We start from the raw sequence: 18,412 nt of genomic DNA on the forward strand, positions 1-18,412 counted from the left end.
CGGCGGCGCGCTGGTGTCCAAGGCCTGTGGGGCATACGGCGATACGCGGGAGGCATGGCCTGGTGAGGGGACGGTGCGAGACGTCTACGGCGCCGGGACCCATGACCTTGGGTCCCGGCGCCGTAGACGTCTCGTCGGGTCAGTTGATGTGGTAGCTGTCTCCGTAGACCTTCCAGGACAGCGGCGTGTTGAGGTCGAAGTTGCCGTTGCGGAGGAAGACGCGCTGTTCGGTGTCGACGCGGGTGGTGTCGCTGTGCGCCTCCTCCTGCTTCATGGCCCACACGCGTGCGTCGAGGAAGGCGTTCAGGTACGTCGTCTCGTTGCCGCCCTGGGCCGGCGGCTTGGCCGAACGCAGGGCGCGGGCGCGGATGTTGCGGAAGCTGGTGGGGTCGTCGCCGTCGCCGTGCATGACGATGGCGTCGTAGTACGTGAACTGGCCCAGCACGCGGAGCCCGTCGGTCTTGCCCTGACTGACGGCGGGGTTGAAGTACACGCGGTCGCGTTCGTCGTTCTGCGCCTGCTGGAACACCGTGTCCTGCGCCGCGGTGCGCCAGTCCTTCGGGAAGTTCGGGTCGAGGCCGGAGTGCGAGTCGGTGCCGTTGACCGAGCGGAGCGCGGGCAGGTACTTGGCGAGGACGTTGCCGGGCTTGCGGGACGCGTAGAGCTGGACGAGGTCGAGCATGTCGCCGGTGCCGGAGCAGAAGCCGATGATCCCGGCGGTGTAGCCGCGGCCGTCGCCTATGTCCTCGATGTACTTGTACTGGGCCTTCCAGTCGAGGGAGGAGTTCTCCGCGCTCGACACCAGCTTCATGGCGATCTCCTTCTTCGCCGGGTCGTCGAGGCCGATCGCCCGGACCGCCGGAGTGGCTGCCGAGGCCTGCGGAGTGCGCAGCAGAGGTACTGCCGTGAGCGACACGCCGAGGAGCGCGAGGAGCGTCCGGCGCGAGGGGCTCGCCGGCTCGGGGGTCGCTGAGGCACGGAACGGTTGGACCACTGGGACTCCAAATGGTGGTGGGGGGTGGGGAGTTGGTCGTGCCGTCGAACTGATAGGAAACTTAACTATCAGAGGTTCGGCGAGGACGGCACCCACCAGGAGTCAAGTTCGTAGATATGAACGAGAGTCGTGTGTCTGTGCGAGGGTGATGCTTGACGGTTTGCCCGCCCTTGTCGCACCGGCCGCCTGCTCAGGTTGGCGCCCCGCTCGTGGCTCTGCCACTCGTGGCACTCACGAAAAGGGAACCGCCATGTCCGCGCTGTACACCACCGAGGCCCTGTCGACCGGCGACGGCCGTAACGGCGAAGTCCGTTCCCTCGACGGCGTGTTGGACGAAGCCCTCGCGGTCCCGAAGGAGATGGGCGGCCCCGGCGGCGACCGGACCAACCCCGAGCAGCTCTTCGCCGCCGGTTACGCCGCCTGCTTCCACAACGGACTCCGCCTGATCGCGAGCGGTCAGGGGGTTCGACCGGGCGCCTCCACCGTCCGGGTGAAGGCCACCCACGAGGTGTGCCCGTGCTCCAACGGCACCCGCGGCACCATCGACGTGACCCTCAGGGCCACGGTCCAGCAAGGGAGGACACGCGACAGCAGGCCTCGCGCTTCCCGACAGCGCGAGGCCTGTGGGCAGCGGACGCGGGCTAGGATGCGGCTGCCGAAGATCAGGAGACGCCATGGCACCAGGGACAGGACGCGGCGCGGGAGCCGCACCGCGCAGTGTGGACGTGGCCCGACTGGCGGGCGTGTCGCAGAAGACGGTGTCCCGGGTCATGAACGACGAGCCGTACGTCTCCGCGGACGTACGCCGTCGGGTCCTGGCCGCGGCCGAGGAACTCGGCTACCGCTCGAACAACGCGGCCCGCGCACTGGCCTCCGGACGCACCCGGTCCATCGGCGTCGTGACGCTCGGGACCGCCCTGTACGGACCCGCCTCGCTGCTCATGGGTATCGAGCGAGCCGTGCGCGACACCGGTTACGCGCTCCGTGTGGTCAACACGGTGGAGGGCGAGTCGACGGGCATCGCCGGTGCCGTCGACTCACTGCTCGACCAGGGCGTGGACGGCATCGTCATCTCCGAGCCGATCGACGAGGAGGACGGCGCGGACCTGTCCGCGCGGGTCGATGTGCCGGTGCTCGTCCTCGGCGCGCCGCCGCCCTTCGTCGCGCCCCATGTGGTGACGGCCGGGATCGTGTCCAGCCGACTGGCTCGGGCCGCCACCGAACATCTGCTGGAGCTCGGCCACGCCACGGTCCATCATCTGGCGGGACCCCAGCGCTGGTACTCGGCCCGGGACCGGCTCGAAGGCTGGCGGGCGGCGCTCGCCGCGCACGGCCGGGCGGAACCGCCGGTCGTACAGGGCGACTGGTCGGCGGCCTCCGGCTACGCGGCCGGTCGCGCACTGGCCGAAGACCCCGGCGCCACCGCGGTGTTCGCCGCCAACGACGACATGGCGATCGGCCTGATCCGGGCCCTGACGGAGGCCGGCCGGCGGATCCCTGAGGACATCAGCGTGGTCGGCTTCGACGACACCCCGGTCGCCGCCTATGTGACTCCGCCGCTGACGACCGTACGGCAGCCGTTCGACGCGATGGCGCGGACCGGCCTCCGGCTTCTCGTGCACGCCATCGAGAACCCGCAGGCACCTCCGCTGCCGATGTCCGACCCGCCGGTGGAACTCGTCGTCCGCGCGTCGTCGTCGGCGCCGCCTCGCTAGGCTCTCGGGGCATGAAGGTTCGGCACAAGGCGCGGGTCGTGCTGCTCGACCACGGTCAGCTGGTGTTCCTGAAGCGGGGCTGGCCGGGCGGCGACTCCTACTGCACGACCGTCGGCGGGAGCGTCGAGCCCGCCGACGCGGACCTCGAAGCGGCGCTGCGCCGCGAGGCGATGGAGGAGATCGGTGCCACGATCGGTCCCGCCACCGAGTTCCTCACGCTGACCGAACCGGGCGGCACGACTACTGTCGTACAGCACTACTTCCTGGCCGACCTGCTCGACATGGACCCGGGCCGCCGGCACGGTCCCGAGCTCGACGACCCCGACACGGGCGACTTCGAACCGGTCCGGGTGGCGCTGAGCCGCCCCGCCGTGGCGGCCCTCAACCTCCAGCCGGCCGAGCTCGCCGACTATGTGCTCCGACATGTCGACGCGTGGGGCGCCGCCTGACGGTCGCCGTGGTGGGAAGACCGTACGCCGATGGAAGGCTGTACTACGGCGTCAGTACGACCTTGCCGGCGACCGTGCCCGACTCGGCGAGGCGCAGGGCGTCGGAGACGCGGGCCAGCGGCAGTCGGGCCGCGATCTGCGGTGTGACCTCGCCGCGCTCGACGGCCGCGAAGACCTGTGAGAGGTCGGTGCGCAGCTGGGCCCGGAACCGGTTCTTGTTCAGGGCGCGCCCGGCCCAGACGTTGAAGAAGTACGCGTGGCGGCCGTTGGGCAGCGTGTTCCACGTCCAGACGCGGCCGAGGATCTTGAGCACGGGCAGCTGCTTGGAGCCCTCGTCGTCGCGGGTGGAGGCGCTGCCGTAGGAGACGAGGGTGCCGCCGGGGGCGAGGAGGCGCCAGGAGCGGACGACGCTCGGGCCGCCGACGTGGTCGAAGACGGCGTCCACCCCGCGCGGGGCGAGGTCGCGGACCCGGGCGGCGAGGTCCGGGGTGCGGTAGTCGATGGGCTCGACACCCTGGTCGCGCAGTGCGTCGTGGTGGCGCGCCGACGCCGTGCCGATCACGTGCACGCCTGCCGCGCGGGCGAGTTGGACCAGGACCGTGCCGACTCCGCCGTTGGCGCCGTGCACCAGGATCGTCTGGCCCGCGCGGACCCGGGCCTTGCGGTGCAGCATCTGCCAGGCGGTGATGCCGTTGACCACCACGGTCTCGGCCTCCGCCGCGCCGACCCCGGCCGGCACCGGCACCACGTCGGCCGCGTCGACCAGCACATGGCTGGCCCAGCCGCCGACCTTCACCAGTGCGGCCACCCGGGTGCCGACCAGGCCCGGCTCCACGCCGGTGCCGGTGCTCTGGACCGTACCGACCAGGTCGTAGCCGGGGACGAAGGGGAACGGGGGCTGGTCGTAGTACCGGCCGCGGCGCATCTGCTGCTCGGCGAAGGAGACCCCGGTCGCCTCCATCCGGATCACGACCTGGCCGGGGCCCGCGACGGGGACGGCTCCGTGCCGGACCTCCAGGCCCTCGGGCTCGACCTTGCCCGGCAGGACGACCTCGACGAGTGCGTCGGTGGTGTTGTTCATGGCGACCTCCACTGTGAGCTGCGGCGAGCTATGCGCTTTCGTGTTCGTTATAAGTTCTAACGCACGCTAGAAGGGGTCGTCAAGTGCAATCGTGATACCTTCTAACTGAAGCGTGAGCATGTAGTCCCGTGAGTGTGGAAGGCGGCCGGTCATGGCGGAAACAGGCACGAGGACTCCGCGTGAGCGCTACCGCGACCAGGTGCGTACGGAGATCAAGGACCACGCGCGGGAGCAGATCGCCACGGCGGGCGCCTCGGCGCTCTCCCTCAACGGCATCGCCAAGCGGATGGGCATGAGCGGACCCGCGCTCTACCGGTACTTCGCCAGCCGGGACGACCTGATCACCGAGCTCGTCCGGGACGCGTACCGAAGCCTCGCCGACGCCTTCCGCACGGCCGCCGAGACCGGCACCGACCTGCCCGGACTGGCTCACACCCTGCGGGCGTGGGCCCTCGACGACCCCCAGCGGTACTTCCTCGTCTACGGCACCCCCGTCCCCGGCTACCACGCGCCCGACGACATCACCGGCATCGCGTCCGAGATCATGACGGTCCTGCTGAACGCCTGCGCCGCCGCAGGGCAGGCGGACGTCCCCGCAACGCCGTTCGAGGCGCATCTCGCGGACCACCGCGACTGGGCGGGCGGCCACCCCACCCCTCCCGCGGTCCTCCACCGGTCCCTGACCTTCTGGACCCGCCTGCACGGCGTCCTGTCCCTGGAACTCGCTGGTCACTTCACCGGCATGGGCTTCGACCCGGCCCGGCTTTTCGCGTCCGAACTGGCGGGGCTGGTGGAGCAGCGGGGGGAGTGAGGCCTGCCGTACGGTGACGAGGGCAGGACCGGCGCAGGCGCTCTTCGCCGCGCCGCCCAACTCCCCGTCCATGTGGGACGGTTCCCATTGATTGGCGGCTCGGGAAGGGCTGCCAATCAACTTCCGGCCCGGTGGACTCGGTGCAGTGGGGGAGGTCGTCCCGCGTCCCCTTGGGGGAGGGGCGCGGGACGTTCGGCCGACCGCGGAGGCCACAGGCCACAGCAGGCAGTAAGAGGTCATAGGGGGCAATCGGCATGGGGCGTCCGGAGAGTCCGCTGGATCCTGAGGCCGGACCGGTGCAGCGGTTGGCGTACGAGTTGCGTCAACTGCGGCGGGAGGCCGGGGGGATCACGTATCGGGTGATGGCCGGCCGGGTGGACTTCTCGGCGGCCACGCTGTCGGAGGCCGCGGCCGGTGAACGCCTTCCGTCCCTGGCTGTCGTTCTTGCCTACGTCCGGGCCTGCGGCGCGGATTCCGGTGAGTGGGAAGGGCGTTGGCGGCGGACGGCCGATGAGGAGGCCGGGCGGCCCGAGGAGGACGAGGGGGCCACGCCGCCGTACCGGGGGCTGGCGCGATTCGAGCCGGGTGACAGCGGCCGTTTCTTCGGGAGGGATCAACTGGTCGCCGATCTCGCGGAGTTGGCGCTCGACAACCGGTTCGTGGCCGTCGTCGGTACGTCGGGCAGTGGCAAGTCGTCCCTGCTGCGCGCCGGTCTGGTCCCGGCGTTGCGTGGTGAGGCCTGGCCGGGTGTCCGCCCGGTGGCCGTACGCATCCTCACGCCCGGCGAGCATCCGGATCGTAGGCATGCCCGGGCGCTGGTTCCTGCCGAGAGCACGGAGGACGGGGACACGTGGGTGATCGTGGACCAGTTCGAGGAGGTCTTCACGCTCTGTCAGGACCCCGCCGAGCGGGCCCGTTTCCTGGACCGGCTGCTGGCGGCCTCCCGGCCCGGCGGGCGGCTGCGGGTGGTGATCGCGGTACGCGCGGACCTCTACGGGAGGCTCGCCGAGCACCGCGGCATCGCGGACGCGCTGCGCGGTGCGAGCCTGCTCGTCGCCCCGATGAGCACGGCTGAACTGCGCGAGGCCGTCGTCAAACCCGCCACGGCGCAGGGTCTGACCGTGGAGCGGGCCCTGACCGACCGGATCGTCGCGGACGTGTCCGACCGGCCCGGCGGGCTTCCGCTGATGTCCCACGCGCTCCTCGAAACGTGGCGCCGCCGGCGGGGCCGCACGCTGACGCTCAAGGGGTACGAGGCCGCCGGCGGTGTCCGGGGTGCGATCACCCAGACAGCCGAGGACCTCTACGGCAGCCTCTCCCCGCAGGAGGCCGTGCTCGCCCGCCAGGTGATGCTGCGGCTGATCGCTCCGGGCGAGGGCAGCGACGACGCCGGCCGTCCCGCCCGCCGTGCCGAGCTCGACACCGACGGCACCGGTGACACGGCTGTTGTGCTGGACCGGTTGGCGCGGGCCCGGCTGATCACCCTCGACGACGACACCGTCGATCTCGCCCACGAGGCACTGATCACCGCGTGGCCCCGGCTGCGCGAATGGATCGACCGCGACCGCGAGGTGCTGCGACGGCACCGATTACTCACCGAAGCGGCCGACACCTGGGAGCAGTTGGACCGTGACGCCGGTGCCCTGTATCGGGGGGCGCGGCTGACCGCGGCCGAGGAGATCTTCACCGCCTCCGGGAGCGTCGACCAACTCACCCAGCCGGAAAGGGCGTTCCTCACGGCCAGCCTCCGGACGCGGGACGCCGAGGAGCGCGTGGCGGCTCGTGCGACCCGCCGACTGCGGTCCCTGATCGCTGCGTTGGCCGCGCTGCTGGTGGTGGCGGTCATCGCGGCCGGGCTGGCGTTCGACCAGCGGCAGGGTGCCGTCAGCGCGCAGCGCACGGCGTTGTCCCGGCAACTCGCCGCCCAGTCGGCGGCGTTGCTGGACACCAACCCCGACTTGGCCTCGCTGCTCGCGGTTCAGGCATACCGTACGAGCCCCGGCACCGAGGCCGTCGGCAGCCTGTACACGGCTGCCGCGTTGCCGTTGCTGCACCGCCTGACCGTCTACCGGACCGTGTGGTCGGTGGCGTTCAGCCCGGACGGCCGCACCCTGGCCACCGCGACCGATGACAAGAGCATTCGGCTGTGGAACACCGCCACCGGAACACAGCGGGCCACGCTCGACGGGCACGGCGGTGCGCAGGACACGGTGGCGTTCGCTCCCGACGGCAGGACACTGGCCTCCGGTGGGGAGGACGGCGTGCAGCTCTGGGACGTGGCCACCGGCAGGGTCCGCGCCAGATTGCCAGGCCACGGCAACGCACAGGTGTTGGCGGTGGCCTTCAGCCCGGACGGCCGTACGATCGCGGCTGCGGCGGACACGTCGGTGCGTGTGTGGGACGTGGCCTCGGGGAAGGTCCGTGCCACGCTCAAGGGCCACACCGACCTCGTCTGGTCGGTGGCGTTCAGCCCCGACGGTCACCTGCTGGCCACCGGCAGTGGGGACGGCACGGTGCGTCTGTGGGACGCGGCCACCGGCCGGGCGCAGGTCACGCTGGCGGGCCGCGCCGGGCAGGTACGGTCCGTGGCGTTCAGCCCCGACGGGAAGACGCTCGCCGCAGGCGTCGGCCGTACCGCCCGGACCTGGCCGGTGGGGTCCGCGGCTCTGTCTCTCCACGGCGGGAACAGCGCCGGCCACATCGTGCGCACGGGTCACACCCGCCAGGTGATGTCGGTGGCGTTCAGTCCCAACGGCCGCACCCTGGCCACGACCGGGAGCGACAGGACCCTGAGGCTGACGGAGCTGGCCACCGACGACAGCCGGACCGTCGCCACCAGGCACACGGACACCGTGATGTCGGCGGCCTTCAGTCCGGACGGCCGCACCTTGGCCACCGGCAGCGAGGACGGTACGGCCTGTCTGTGGCAGCCGGAGACCGGTCAGGCCGGTATGACCGTCAACAGCCGTACGGGACCGATCCGTTCGGTGGCAGTCAGTCCGGACGGCCGCGTCCTGGCCGCCGCCGGCGACGACGGGAAGACCCGGCTGTGGAACACGGCCACCGGAACGCTCCGGGCCACCCTCGCCGGCCGGACATCTGCTGTGAGGTTCGTCGAGTTCAGCCCGGACGGCCGCACCCTGGCCACGGGCGGCGTGGACGGAACCGTACGGCTGTGGGACACGCGTACGGCGACCTCCCGCCTGGTTCTGCCGTACCGGTCAAGCGTCTGGTCGATGTCCTTCACCCCGGACGGACGCAGCGTGATCAGCCGTTACGACGACGGCGAGCTGCGGCAGTGGAACACGACCACCGGCAAGGCGCGCGCCCTCACCACCCGGCACACCAAACCCGTGTGGTCCGTCGCCGTCAGCCCCGACAACCGCACTCTCGCGACCGGCGCGTACGACCACACGATCCTGCTGCAGGACCTCGTCACCGGCACCACCCGGGCCACCCTCACCGGTCACACCAGCACCGTGAAGTCGCTGGCGTTCAGCCCCGACGGGCGGATCCTCGCCAGCAGCAGCGAGGACCGCACCGTACGCCTCTGGGACACCGCCACCGGGAGGCAACGGGCCGTTCTGACCGGCCACGGTGACCAGGTGTGGGCGGTGGCCTTCAGCGTCGACGGCCGCACCGTCGCCAGCGGCAGCGAGGACGGCACGGTACGTCTGTGGGACGCGGCCACCGGCCGGGCACGGGCCACGCTGACCGGCCACACCGGGCCCGTACGGACCCTGGCCTTCAGCCCCGACGGTCGCACCCTCGCGACCGGCAGCAGCGACGGAACCGCTCGGCTGTGGAACCTGGTGCTGCTCGACCCACGGCAGGCCATCGACAAGATCTGCGCCGCCGTGCACCGTGACTTCAGGCCGCTGGAACAGTCCACCTACCTCGACGGCCACCGAGACACGGCCTGCCCCACCTGAACCACGTCCACAGCGCGGGCGTCACGTACCTGACCGCCCGCTGACCCGACCGGCTGGCTCCAGGGACCCCGACGGTGTGGCGGCGCCGTTGTGAAGATCAGGTTGGGGACACTCGCGGTCCGGCGCCGCGCGGGCGGCGGGTTCCCTGTCTGGCTGGAGAAACGTGGTGCGACTTCCCCTGCTGCGGACCGTACTGGCGGCCTCGGTGCTCGTGGCGTCCGGAACGGCCGCCGCCGCCCCGGTCAGGGCGGACGGCAAGCCCCGGGCCGTCGACGATCTCGCGCGGTACGTCAACCCGTTCGTCGGCACCGCCCCCGGCGGCCCCGACTTCGGACACGGCGGCGGCGCCGGCAACACCTTCCCGGGGGCCTCGGCTCCGCTCGGCGGGATGCAGTGGAGCCCCGACACCGTGACGTACCAGCACGGCGGCTACTCCTACGGCGACAACCGCATCCGCGGCTTCAGCCTCGCGCACATCTCCGGAGCCGGCTGCGCCGCCTACGGCAACGTCCCCTTCATGCCCACCCAGGACGCCGTACCGCCGGCGTACGCCACGTTCTCGCACGCCAACGAGCAGGCTGAGCCCGGCAGTTACCACGTCACCTTCGACAACGGCATCGGCACCGACCTGACCACCACCCAGCGCTCGGGCATCGCCCGCTTCACCTACCCGGCGGCCGACACCCGCCCCGCAGCGGTGAGCATCGACGCGGCGAAGGCGTTCACCGCGGCCACCGGATCGGTCGACATCGGCACCAACACCCTGTCCGGGTACAGCGACAGCGGCGCCTTCTGCAAGTCCAAGAACCGCTACCGGCTCTACTTCCACGCCACCTTCGACCAGCCCTTCGCCGAGTCCGCCCACCCGGACGGCAGAGCAGGCGCGGCCATGGTCACCTTCGCCCCCGGTGTGCGCACGGTGACCGCCCGGGTCGGCGTCTCCTTCGTCGACGTCGAGGGTGCCCGCCGCAACGCACTCACCGAGCAGGCGGGGCGGTCGTACGACACCGTCCGGCAGGCCGTGCGCGCCGACTGGAACACCTGGCTGAACCGCGTCACCGTCGGCGGCGGTACGGACGCCCAGCGCCGCGTCTTCTACACCGCGCTCTACCACGCCCTCCTGCACCCCAGCGTCTTCAGCGACACCGACGGCCGCTACACCGGCATGGACGGGCTCGTCCACCGCACCCGCACCGGGCATGTGCAGTACGCGAACTTCTCCGGCTGGGACGTCTACCGCTGCCAGGTCCAGCTGCTGGCGCTGCTCGCCCCGCGCGAGGCCTCCGACATCGCGCAGTCCGTCCTCGACCAGGGCCTGCAGGCCGGGTACTTCGACCGCTGGACCCTCGCGAACGGCGGCAGCGGTGTCATGGTCGGCGACCCGCTGCCCGCCATCGCGTCCGCCGTCCATGCCTTCGGCGGCACCGACTTCGACGCCGACGTCCTGCTGCGCACGGCCCTCGCGGACCGCCAGGACGACCGCCAGCGGCCCGGCCACACGCAGTACGACACCCTCGGCTACGTCCCCGCCGGCACCAAGGGGGTGTGGGGCTCGGTCTCCACCACCCTCGAATACGCCGTCGCCGACTACGCGCTGGCCCAACTCGCCCACCGGCTGGGGGACTTGACCGCGTACGGCACCTTGCTGCGGGCCTCCGGGAACTGGCGCAACCTCTTCAACCCCGCCACCGGATACATCCAGCCCCGCGCCGCCGACGGCACCTGGCCGGCCTTCACCCCGGCCCAGAAGACGGAGTACGTGGAGGGCAACGCCGCCCAGTACACCTGGATGGTGCCGCAGGACCTGCCGGGACTGTTCGCGGCCATGGGCGGCGACTCCGCCGTCACCGCCCGCCTCGACACCTTCTTCAGCAGCCTCAACGCGGGCGCGTCGGAGCCCTACGCCTACCTCGGCAACGAGCCCTCCTTCGGGACCCCTTGGGCGTACACCCACGTCGGCCACACGGACCGTGCCGGGGCCGTCGTCCACCGCGCGCTGTCCACGATGTTCAGCGACGTACCCGGCGGCCTCGTCGGCAACGACGACCTCGGCGCCATGTCGTCCTGGGCGGTGTGGGCGAGCCTGGGCCTGTACCCCGAGGTCCCCGGCAGCGCCCAACTCACCCGCACCGCACCCCTGTTCACCACCGCCACCGTCCACCGGGGCGACGGCACCACGCTCACGGTCGGCTCCGCGTCGCCCAGGCACACACTCCGGCAGCCGCCGAGGCACTCACTCCGGTAGCGGGCTTCGCACGCGACGGGCCGCCGGTCCGGGAGCGGCCGTCACCTCGGTCGGTGCGAGTGCGCCGTGCGGTCCGTCGCACTCCACCACCACACGCACCGGCGCGCCGCACTCGGTGTGCCGGACGTCGAGGACCTGCCCCCCGGGGTCGGCGGCATGCGTCTCACCCCACTGCCGAAGAGCCATGAGGATCGGCCACAGATCGCGGCCCTTGCCCGTCAGCCGGTACTCGTTGCGCGTCCGGCTCCCCGCCTCCTGGTAGGGCACGGTCGTCAGGATGCCCGCCGCGACCAGCTTGCGGAGCCGGTCGGACAGCACCGCGTCGGACAGCCCGATATGGCGCCTGAAGTCGTCGAAACGGCGGACCCGGATGAAGGCGTCCCGCAGGATCAGCAGGGTCCACTTCTCGCCGACGAGATCGAGCGTGCTCTGGACCGGGCAGTTCTCCGTGCTCACATCGAGCCATTCCATGCCGCCACCATAGCCACCTGGCTCTGTCGTTGACAGTCAGCTGCGACTGGATCTAGCTTCTATCGAAGAAGCCAGCAGAGGAGGCAGTACCGCATGGGACGGTCACGCACGTACGAGTGGCAGGACCCGGGGATCTCGGCAGCCGCCGTAGGAAAGACCACGGGTCTGGAATTCCTGCGGGAAGTGATCGCCGGACAGCTCCCCGCGGCGCCCATCGGCGCCACCCTGAACTTCACCGTCGACGAGGTGGAGTTCGGGCGCGCGGTGTTCTCCCTGATTCCGGGGGAGGAGCACTACAACCCCATCGGCAGCGTGCACGGCGGGGTCTTCGCCACCCTGCTCGACTCGGCGGCAGGCTGTGCCGTGCAGTCCACGTTGCCCGAGGGCATGGGCTACACCTCGCTCGACCTGACCGTGAAGTTCCTGCGCCCGGTCACCGCCGACACCGGCCGGATCCGCGCCGTCGGCACCGTCCTCAACGGCGGACGGCGCACCGCGCTCGCCCAGTCCCAGCTGTTCGACGAGAAGGACCGGCTGCTCGCCCACGCCACCAGCAGCTGCCTGCTGTTTCCCGTGCCCTGACCGGAAACAGTCGTAGAAGAGGAGTCCGCCTGTCCCCCGCGCAGGCGGATCCGTACCGTCAACTCCCTTGATCCTCACGGACTCGGGCCTTGCAGGCACGCTGTGAAGTTTGCCGCAAGCCGTTGCCGTGGTGGTATGGGGAGAAGTACGTACGTGGATGTGACACAGCGGGATCGTGAGGGCGTATGGCGGTCGGGGTGACCGGGGCGTATGAGCGCATGCTGACCGTGGCGGTCGCGGCGCTGCACGAACGGGATCCCGCGCGGTTGTGGCCCATGGTCGCCGCGGCGCTGCCGGGCCTTTGCGGGGGCGAGGCGCTGATCTACAAGCTCGGCGAGTGGACGGACCGCACCGGCGCGATGGGGCTCTCGCCCGCCGCCGCGGCACACCTCGGGCGGATCGACGACGAGGCGATGACGGTGCTGCGCCGGGGCTACCCCTTCGCGGACCACTACTTCACGGCCGGTGCCGCCCGCCGCCCCGGAACCGCCCACCGGGTCGCCGGGAAAGGCTGGGCCGACAGCCGCACCGCGGGCACGATCAGCCGCCTGATGGACGCCGACCACGTCCTGGCCATCCCGCTGCCGGGCACGGCCACCCCGGTCACCGGCGCCCTCGTCTACCGGGCCGGCGCCGACTTCACCGAGGACGACGTCCGGGCCGCCGAAATGATCCAGCCCCTCCTGGCCGGCGTGGAACAGCAGCGGCAACTCCTCGAACGCTGGCGCGCCACCCAGGCCCCGCCCGAGATGCCCGAGGACTGCCGCCTCACCCCCCGCCAGGTCACCGTCCTCCTGCTCCTCGCCGACGCCCTCACCGCCTCGGCCATCGCCCACCGCCTGGGCATATCCGTGCGCACGGTGCACAAGCACGTCGAGAGCCTCTACCGGAAACTGGGCACACGCGACCGGGTGAGTACGGTGCTACGGGCGCAGGAGATCGGCCTGCTCCCACCCCGCACGGGACGCTGACCCCCCGAGCCGCCGCACCGACAGGAGCTCACCTTCGTGACGTACGACATCACCGCCCTGCGCGCCCTGTTCCCCGCCCTGAGCACCGGGACCGCCCACTTCGACGGCCCCGGCGGCACCCAGACCCCCCGCCCGGTCATCGAGGCCATCACCCGGGCACTGTCGAACCCCCTGTCCAACCGGGGCCAGGTCACGGCGGGGGAGCGCAACGCCGACACCATCGTCACCGGCGCCCGCGAGGCCATGGCCGACCTCCTCGGCGCGCACCCCTCGGGCATCGTCTTCGGCCGCAGCGCCACCCAGCTCACCTACGACCTCGCCCGCACCCTCGCCACGACCTGGGCGCCCGGCGACGAGGTCGTGGTCACCCGCCTCGACCACGACGCCAACATCCGCCCCTGGACACAGGCGGCCGAGCGGGTCGGTGCCACCGTCCGCTGGGCCGACTTCGACCCCGCGACCGGTGAACTGACCCTCGACCACCTCCGCGCCGCCCTCTCCGCACGCACCCGGCTGGTCGCCGTCACCGCCGCCTCCAACCTGATCGGCACCCGGCCCGCGATCCCCGAGATGGCCCGTCTCGCACACGAGGTGGGAGCGCTGTTCCACGTCGACGGCGTCCACTACACCGCGCACGCCCTGGTCGACCTCGGGCAGCTCGGCGCCGACTTCTTCGTGTGCTCGCCGTACAAGTTCCTCGGCCCGCACCACGGCGTCCTCGCCGCCCGGCCCGAACTGCTGGAGACCCTGCGCCCGGACAAGCTCCTGCCCTCCTCCGACGCCGTACCCGAACGCTTCGAACTCGGCACCCTGCCCTACGAGTTGCTCGCCGGCACCAGCGCGGCGGTCGACGTCCTCGCAGGCCTCGACACGGGAGCCACGGGGAGTCGGCGCGAGCGGTTGACGGCCAGTCTCGCCGCACTCCACCGACACGAGGAAGTCCTGCGCACGCTCATCGACCAGGGACTCGCCGCCCTGGACGGCATCACCGTCCACTCCAACGCGGCCGAGCGCACCCCCACCGTGCTCCTCACCTTCGACGAGGCCTTCGGCGCACACGGCACGCAGGACGCCTCCCGCTTCCTCGCCGAACGCCACGTCCACGCACCCTCCGGCTCCTTCTACGCCATCGAGGCCTCCCGTCACCTCGGCCTGGGCGACTCCGGCGGCCTGCGCATCGGCCTCGCGCCCTACACCGACACCGAGGACGTCGACCGACTCCTCACCGGACTGGAGCTGTTCCTGAAGCGGATGTAGGGATGACGGAAAAAAGAAGTGCCCGTTGACGGGTTAATGATGGATTCGACCCCTTCAACAATGCCCCGCGCCGCACCTACCGTTACGCCCAGGTAAATGGCCTGGTCGTCGACCGACCGGCGCTTCGGACCAGCCACGACGGTCGCGAGGGTTTCTGGAGGGAGAGGGCAGTGACGCCTGTGGGGCTACTCGTCGAAAGCCGATGGCAGACGTCGGCGGGCGAGGGGCGGACCCGGGACGTCACGTCTCCCTTCGACCCGCCCGGCCCGGGCAACAGCCTGGGCTACGACGACCCCAGTCGTCGCGGCTGCTGCGGCGTGCGCGGAAAGCGGTGCCTGGCAGCCGGTGCTCGCGGTGCCGGGCGCGAACTCCGGCCATCCGGTACGGAGTTGGTCGTCTTCGTCACCCGTCCCACGCCCGGGGACCTTGCGGTCGCCGAAGGCACCATCGCTGGAGTCGAGCGATGTGTTGACCCTGCACGCCCCGTTCGTCGCAGAGCCGCGGCACCGGAATCGGGACGGCCGGCGGGCGCAGGCCTGGAAGATCTCGATCCGGAACCCGCCCGCCACCATCCACTGTTCGATCACCCCGACCGGAACCTCAGAAAGGCCACAGCATGACCACCTCCCCCCTGAACAGGATCGCCGGTGCCCCCATCTCCTGGGGCGTCTGCGAAGTCCCCGGCTGGGGCTACCAGTTGACGCCCGAGCGGGTGCTGAACGAGATGCGCGAGGTCGGCCTGTCCGCCACCGAGTTCGGCCCCGAGGGCTTCCTGCCCGCCGAGCCCGGCGCCATGGCCCGCACCCTCGCCGACCACGACCTGCACGCGGTCGGCGGCTTCACCCCGCTGCTCCTGCACGTGCCCGGCCACGACCCGCTGCCCGAGGCCGAACAGCTCCTGGCGGGCTACGACGCCTCGAAGGCGGAGGTGCTGGTCCTGTCGGCCGTCACCGGCCAGGACGGGTACGACTCGCGCCCCGAACTCGACGCCGACGGCTGGAAGTTGCTGCTGTCCAACCTCGACCGGCTCGCCTCGCTCGCTGCCGAACGCGGGGTGCGCGCCGTCCTGCACCCGCACGTAGGCACGATGATCGAGAACGGCGACGAGGTCCGGCGTGTCCTCGAGCACTCGGCGATCTCCCTCTGTCTCGACACCGGCCACCTCCTCATCGGCGGCACCGACCCGGCCGAACTCACCCGCCAGGCCCCCGAGCGCATCGCCCACACCCACATGAAGGACGTGGACGCCTCCCTCGCCGCCAAGGTCCAGGACGGACAGCTCAGCTACACCGACGCCGTCCGCAAGGGCATGTACCGCCCGCTGGGCGCCGGAGACGTCGACGTCGAGGCCATCGTCACCCACCTGAGCGCCCGCGGGTACGACGGCTGGTACGTCCTGGAGCAGGACACCATCCTCACCGAGGAGCCCAAGGCGAAGGGCCCGGTCGAGGACGTGTGGGCCAGCGCCGAACATCTGCGCTCGGTACTGCGCGGCGTCGCGTAGCCGAATGCAGGCCTGATGTGCTTTTGATGTGTTCTGAGGGATTTACCGATGTACCAAGGCCATTTCAGAATGCCGGAGCGATCGGGCGCCGCGTCTTTTCCGAACATGAGGAATCCAGGAAACAGAAATGACCTCTGACGAATTTCTGGCCACTTGTTGGACGACGGCAGGCGACACCGCTCCGGATGAGGAGGACCAGCGCAGTCCGCTGAATCTGCGGGAACGGGTGGAAGCGGCGCGCGAGGCCGGATTCACCGCCTTCGGGCTGCTGTACGTGGACCTGGTGGAGGCCGAGCGCGAATACGGAATGGCCGGGATCCGGTCGCTCTTCGCGGACAACGGGATCAGCCATGTCGAGTTGGAGCTGCTGACCGACTGGTGGGCGGACGGACCCCGGCGGGCCGCGTCGGACGAGGTCCGGGCCGGCATGCTGAAGGCCATCGAGACGCTCGGCGCCCGCACCTTCAAGATCGGCCCCGACGTGGCGGACGAACTCTGGGAACTCGACGTCTGGGCCAAGGAGTTCGCCGTACTGGCGGCGCAGGCCGACGGGGTCGGTGCCCGGCTCGGCGTCGAGCCACTGCCCTGGTCCAACCTGAAGACCGTGCACGACGGGCTACGGCTCGTCGAGGCCGCCGGTCACCCGGCGGGCGGCCTCATCATCGACGCCTGGCACACCGAACGCGCCCAGACGCCGCCCGCCGAACTGGCCGAGGTACCCGGCTCGCGGATCGTGGGCGTGGAACTCAACGACGCCGACAGCGCGGTTATCGGCACGCTCTTCGAGGACACCGTCCACCGCCGACGCCTGTGCGGAGAGGGCTCGTTCGACCTGCCCGGGATCATCGCCGCGCTCCGCACGGCCGGCTTCCGCGGCCCCTGGGGAGTGGAGATCCTCTCCGACACGCACCGCGCACTGCCGGTGCGGGAGGCCGCCGCGGCGGCATATCGGAGTGCCGCGGCACTCGTGAACTAAAAAGGGGCCACAGGGGTGGCGGGAGCGAAACCACGGTCGCTCCCGCCACCCCTTTTTCATTTCCTTTTCGATGTATGGGACACGTTTTGGCGGCCGTCTAGAAATTGTTCAGACATCTTGGCGTGATGGATAAATGATGTCATTACAAGCGTTGACCCTGGGGTGGCGTGACGGTTCTATCTCGTCATAAGCAACAGCCGTGTTAACGGCATGTGATCCGCTGCAGCACAGTGAGGTGCCGGAAAGATGGACCGTACATCCCACCCCCGCTCCCGCAGAATCGTCCCCGTCGTCGCTACGGCCGCAGCCGCCGCACTGCTTGTGGCGGGCTGCTCCAGCAGCTCCGGGGGCAAACAGTCCGACGACAGCGGAGCCGGCGTCTCGGCCGGCAAGGCCACCACACCCCGCATGACCGTCGCGATGATCACCCACGCGGCCCCCGGTGACACCTTCTGGGACACGATCCGCAAGGGCGCCCAGGCCGCCGCGGCCAAGGACAACGTCAAGCTCGTCTACTCCAGCGACCCCAACGGGCCCAACCAGTCGAACCTGGTGCAGAACGCGATCGACCAGAAGGTCGACGGCATCGCGGTCACCCTCGCCAAGCCCGACGCGATGAAGTCCGTGGTAGCCACGGCCGAGAAGGCCGGCATCCCCGTCGTCGGCTTCAACACCGGTGTGCAGGACTGGAAGAAGCAGGGTCTCCTCGAATACTTCGGCCAGGACGAGAGCATCGCCGGTGAGGCATTCGGCCGCAAACTCAACGCGGCCGGGGCCAAGCACACCATCTGCGTGATCATGGAACAGGGACAGGTGGCCCTGGAGGCCCGCTGCGCCGGCGTGAAGAAGACCTTCACCGGCAAGACCGACATCCTCAACGTCAACGGCACGGACATGCCGTCGGTGAAGTCGACGATCACGGCCAAGCTCCAGCAGGACAAGACCATCGACTACGTCACCACGCTCGGCGCCCCGTTCGCGATGACCGCCATCCAGTCCATCGCCGACGCCGGCAGCAAGGCCAAGCTCGCCACCTTCGACCTCAACAAGGACGCGGTCGGCGCCATCAAGGCCGGCAAGATCCAGTGGGCCATCGACCAGCAGCCGTACCTCCAGGGCTACTTGGCCGTCGACTCGCTGTGGCTGTACAAGACCAACGGCAACTACAGCGGCGGCGGCCAGGAGCCCGTGCTGACCGGCCCGGCCTTCGTCGACAAGACCAACGTCGCCAAGGTCGCCGAGTTCGCCGCCAAGGGAACACGGTGACGCCCATGACCCAGATCACGGCACCGGCGACGGACTCCCCGTCGCCGGCTCCGCCGGTCCCGGAACAGGACGGGCGGACCTCCGAACGGCCCCTGGCTCTCCAGTTGTTGGCGCGTCCCGAGGTGGGTGTGTTCCTCGGTGCGGCTGCGGTGTACGTG

At 70.7% G+C, this 18,412-nt stretch carries 14 protein-coding genes and 1 pseudogene; 12 read left to right on the forward strand and 3 right to left on the reverse strand.

The features are described from left to right. Positions 1 to 139: 139 nt before the first annotated feature. Complete coding sequence (locus tag OC490_RS17995; protein WP_262058969.1) at positions 140 to 994, reverse strand: chitosanase; 855 nt, start codon at positions 992 to 994, stop codon at positions 140 to 142. 358 nt (positions 995 to 1,352) lie between these two features. Between OC490_RS17995 and OC490_RS49560 the strand changes: the two are divergent. The 3 genes and pseudogenes from OC490_RS49560 to OC490_RS18010 form a co-directional block, all read left to right on the forward strand. Further along, positions 1,353 to 1,439: pseudogene (locus tag OC490_RS49560) on the forward strand (organic hydroperoxide resistance protein); the annotation flags it as partial. A 229-nt stretch (positions 1,440 to 1,668) separates the two neighbouring features. Then, positions 1,669 to 2,709: a LacI family DNA-binding transcriptional regulator gene (locus OC490_RS18005; protein WP_262058970.1), complete on the forward strand. Its 1,041-nt coding sequence runs from the start codon at positions 1,669 to 1,671 to the stop codon at positions 2,707 to 2,709. Positions 2,710 to 2,720: 11 nt separating this feature from the next. After that, positions 2,721 to 3,158 (forward strand): NUDIX domain-containing protein, encoded by a 438-nt coding sequence (locus tag OC490_RS18010; RefSeq protein WP_262058971.1) that lies wholly within the window; start codon positions 2,721 to 2,723, stop codon positions 3,156 to 3,158. Between the two features lie 43 nt (positions 3,159 to 3,201). Here OC490_RS18010 and OC490_RS18015 read toward each other — a convergent pair whose 3' ends face one another. Next, positions 3,202 to 4,239, reverse strand: a complete 1,038-nt coding sequence (locus OC490_RS18015; RefSeq protein WP_262058972.1) for a medium chain dehydrogenase/reductase family protein — start codon at positions 4,237 to 4,239, stop codon at positions 3,202 to 3,204. A 151-nt stretch (positions 4,240 to 4,390) separates the two neighbouring features. Between OC490_RS18015 and OC490_RS18020 the strand changes: the two genes are divergently transcribed. The 3 genes from OC490_RS18020 (at position 4,391) to OC490_RS18030 (ending at position 11,227) form a co-directional block, all read left to right on the forward strand. Beyond that, positions 4,391 to 5,050, forward strand: a complete 660-nt coding sequence (locus OC490_RS18020) for a TetR/AcrR family transcriptional regulator (RefSeq protein ID WP_262058973.1) — start codon at positions 4,391 to 4,393, stop codon at positions 5,048 to 5,050. A gap of 254 nt (positions 5,051 to 5,304) precedes the next feature. Next, positions 5,305 to 8,982: a helix-turn-helix domain-containing protein gene (locus OC490_RS18025; RefSeq protein WP_262058974.1), complete on the forward strand. Its 3,678-nt coding sequence runs from the start codon at positions 5,305 to 5,307 to the stop codon at positions 8,980 to 8,982. A 166-nt stretch (positions 8,983 to 9,148) separates the two neighbouring features. Then, positions 9,149 to 11,227, forward strand: a complete 2,079-nt coding sequence (locus OC490_RS18030) for a GH92 family glycosyl hydrolase (RefSeq protein ID WP_262058975.1) — start codon at positions 9,149 to 9,151, stop codon at positions 11,225 to 11,227. Here the strand turns inward: OC490_RS18030 and OC490_RS18035 are convergent. Next, entirely contained in the window at positions 11,216 to 11,698 is a 483-nt protein-coding gene (locus tag OC490_RS18035; protein ID WP_262058976.1) for a winged helix-turn-helix transcriptional regulator, read from the reverse strand. The genes OC490_RS18030 and OC490_RS18035 overlap by 12 nt on opposite strands. A gap of 93 nt (positions 11,699 to 11,791) precedes the next feature. Here OC490_RS18035 and OC490_RS18040 point away from each other — a divergent pair, with 93 nt between their 5' ends. From OC490_RS18040 to OC490_RS18065, 6 genes are all read left to right on the forward strand, one after another. After that, positions 11,792 to 12,280, forward strand: coding sequence for a PaaI family thioesterase (locus tag OC490_RS18040; protein WP_200710726.1), 489 nt, complete (start codon positions 11,792 to 11,794; stop codon positions 12,278 to 12,280). A 185-nt stretch (positions 12,281 to 12,465) separates the two neighbouring features. Continuing rightward, positions 12,466 to 13,251 (forward strand): helix-turn-helix transcriptional regulator, encoded by a 786-nt coding sequence (locus OC490_RS18045; RefSeq protein ID WP_262058977.1) that lies wholly within the window; start codon positions 12,466 to 12,468, stop codon positions 13,249 to 13,251. A 36-nt stretch (positions 13,252 to 13,287) separates the two neighbouring features. Then, positions 13,288 to 14,508 carry a cysteine desulfurase-like protein gene (locus tag OC490_RS18050; RefSeq protein WP_262058978.1) on the forward strand — a complete coding sequence of 407 codons (1,221 nt, stop codon included), beginning with the start codon at positions 13,288 to 13,290 and terminating at the stop codon, positions 14,506 to 14,508. A 616-nt stretch (positions 14,509 to 15,124) separates the two neighbouring features. After that, positions 15,125 to 16,012 carry a sugar phosphate isomerase/epimerase family protein gene (locus tag OC490_RS18055; RefSeq protein ID WP_262058979.1) on the forward strand — a complete coding sequence of 296 codons (888 nt, stop codon included), beginning with the start codon at positions 15,125 to 15,127 and terminating at the stop codon, positions 16,010 to 16,012. A 127-nt stretch (positions 16,013 to 16,139) separates the two neighbouring features. Next, a complete protein-coding gene (locus OC490_RS18060; RefSeq protein ID WP_262058980.1) occupies positions 16,140 to 16,988 on the forward strand; it encodes a sugar phosphate isomerase/epimerase family protein in 849 nt (282 codons plus the stop codon). Positions 16,989 to 17,234: 246 nt separating this feature from the next. Continuing rightward, entirely contained in the window at positions 17,235 to 18,254 is a 1,020-nt protein-coding gene (locus OC490_RS18065; protein WP_262058981.1) for a sugar ABC transporter substrate-binding protein, read from the forward strand. Positions 18,255 to 18,412 lie beyond the last annotated feature (158 nt).

Source organism: Streptomyces sp. STR69, from assembly GCF_024519455.1.
Lineage (GTDB): Bacteria > Actinomycetota > Actinomycetes > Streptomycetales > Streptomycetaceae > Streptomyces.